This is a genomic window from Acidiphilium sp. PM (assembly GCF_000219295.1).
Lineage (GTDB): Bacteria > Pseudomonadota > Alphaproteobacteria > Acetobacterales > Acetobacteraceae > Acidiphilium > Acidiphilium multivorum.
Map to the genome: position 1 here is coordinate 1 of NZ_AFPR01000013.1, position 2,358 is coordinate 2,358.

The following is a 2,358-nucleotide window of genomic DNA, read 5'->3' on the forward strand; positions in this document are numbered from 1 at the left end:
GATGCCGCAAAGGCGATAGATCGGCGCTTCGATCGCCGCGAGGAATCGCAACTCGCCGCGATAAAGTCGGGCGAGATAGGCGCCCAGCGGAAAGGCCGCGCCGAAGACGAGGGCGAGCGCGAGGGCGATGAACCCTATTCCGTGCAAGGTCATGGGGGTTTCCGTTCGGAGACGCTATTGTTCGGGGGGATGCCGGTGAAGAACCTGGCGTGCCACCTGCCACATCCACAGGATGACGAGGACGATGGCGAGGGCACTGCCGATGCAGATCAGGGCATCGGCGATCAGGCCGGAGATGTTTGCCGCCACATGCATGGCGTTCAGAAATCCTCGGGCCGCAGGAGGGCCCAGACGAGATAGACGAGGATCAGCAGGGCGGCGATGCCGGAGAGAATGAGGTCGATCATCGATCCGGCTTTCGTCAGATCTTCTCGCAGGCGTTCACGTAGAGCAGGAAGAGGCCGAAGATCGCGAAGGCAAGAACGAGCGTAAGAAGGTCCGCCATGATGGGTCATCCCGAATGCGCCTGACGATCAGGCGACTGACTGTGTTCGGGATAATGGCTGGCAGGATCGTAAAGATTCCAGACCGAATTCCGGCTGGAATGTATAGAAAATGTATAGATCCGGGCCGCGCGGGTGGTTTTGGCCGCCCGCGCGGCGAAGGGTCAGCGGGCGAGGCCCTGTTCGATCAGGGCGATGGTGGGGGCGATGCCGTAAAGCGCGATGAAGCCGCCGAAGCGGGGGCCCTCGGTCTGGCCGAGCAGGACCTGGTAGAGGCAGCCGAACCACTCCCGCAGGCTGGCGAAGGGATGGCGCTTGCCGACATCGTAGAGCAGGTTCTGCAGGGCCTCGGCATCGGCGTTGTCGGGGATGGATTTCAGCCCGTCGGCGAGGTCGAGCAGGGCCGTGCGTTCCAGCTCGGTGGGGCTGCGATACTGTTTCGCCGGCTTGATGAAATCCTGATAGTACCGCACCGCGAAATCGACCAGGCGGGCGAGGAAGGGGGCCGATTCCGGGGACGCTTCCGGCCGGTAGGCCCGGATGAAGCCCCAGAGCAGGTCGGGGGTTTCGGCGTTGACCACCGAGGCGAGGTTGAGAAGCATGGCGAAGGGGATCGGGCTGCTGGAGGCCGTGGGGATCTCGCCGCCATGGATGAACCAGGCGGGATTGTCCTCCGCCCTGCCCTTGCCCTCGCGGAGATTGTCCTGGTTGGCGAGGTATTCGTCGGTGGCACGGGGAATCACGTCGAAATACAGGCGCTTGGCCCGCTGGGGCGAGGCGAACATGAACTGCCCGAGGCTTTCGGCCGGGGCGTAGGTCAGCCATTCCTCGACCGAGAGGCCGTTGCCCTTCGACTTGCTGATCTTCTGGCCGTGCTCGTCGAGGAAGAGTTCGTAGGTGAAGCTCTCGGGCGGCTCGCCGCCCAGGGCGCGGACGATGGCGCTGGAGAGGCGGACGGAATCGATCAGGTCCTTGCCGGACATTTCGTAGTCCACGCCGAGGGCGAACCAGCGCATCGCCCAGTCGGCCTTCCATTGCAGCTTGGCGCCGCCATCGAGGATCGAGGTTTCGTGGAGGATGCCGGTTTCGGGATCGCGCCAGGTGACGCTCGCCGCATCGACATCGACCTCGTCGATGGCGACCTGCATGACCTGGCCGGTGCGCGGGTGCAGCGGGAGGATGGGCGAGTAGGTGGCCCGGCGCTCGGGGCCGAGAGTGGGGCGGATGATGTCGCGGATGACATCGTGCTTCGCGGCGACGGCGCGCAGCGCGTCGTTGAAGCGGCCGGAGGTGTAGTATTCGGTGGAGGAGGCGAATTCGTATTCGAAGCCGAAGGAATCGAGGAAGGCTTGCAGGCGGGCGTTGTTGTGGGCGCCGAAGCTCGGGTGGGTGCCGAAGGGGTCGGGCACGCGGGTGAGCGGCTGGCCGATGAACTCGCGGAGCATGTCCTGTTGCGGGACGTTGCCGGGGACTTTGCGCAGGGCGTCCATGTCATCGGAGAAGGCGAGCAGCTTCGAGGGCAGGCCGGTGAGCCTGGTGAAGGCGAGCCTGATCCAGGAGGTGCGGGCGACCTCCATGAAGGTGCCGATATGCGGCAGGCCGGAGGGGCCGTAGCCGGTTTCGAACAGGGCCGTGGATTTCCCCGATTTGTGCAGGCGATGGACGACGCGTTCGGCTTCGCGGAAGGGCCAGCTCGTGGGGGTATCGGCTTCGGACTTTGTCATGAATTGCGTTTAGGGTCGGCGGGCGACCGGGTCAAACGCATGGGTCGGGGGCCGGGCGCGCAAGCGCGCCGGCTTGTCAGGACCGGGGAAAGAAGCGGGTTCGGAGCGGGGGATCGGGCGGGCGGAGCCAG

At 65.2% G+C, this 2,358-nt stretch carries 3 protein-coding genes; all 3 read right to left on the minus strand.

What is annotated here, in order from left to right; genetic code table 11:
- Positions 1-174: 174 nt before the first annotated feature.
- The 3 genes from APM_RS21960 to APM_RS00295 all read right to left on the minus strand — a co-directional run bounded on the left by APM_RS21960 (position 175) and on the right by APM_RS00295 (position 2,227).
- Positions 175-315: a hypothetical protein gene (locus APM_RS21960; protein WP_154653532.1), complete on the minus strand. Its 141-nt coding sequence runs from the start codon at positions 313-315 to the stop codon at positions 175-177.
- Between the two features lie 5 nt (positions 316-320).
- Entirely contained in the window at positions 321-515 is a 195-nt protein-coding gene (locus APM_RS22305) for a potassium-transporting ATPase subunit F (RefSeq protein WP_013639830.1), read from the minus strand.
- Positions 516-667: 152 nt separating this feature from the next.
- A complete protein-coding gene (locus tag APM_RS00295; RefSeq protein WP_007421354.1) occupies positions 668-2,227 on the minus strand; it encodes a lysine--tRNA ligase in 1,560 nt (519 codons plus the stop codon).
- Positions 2,228-2,358: the final 131 nt, after the last annotated feature.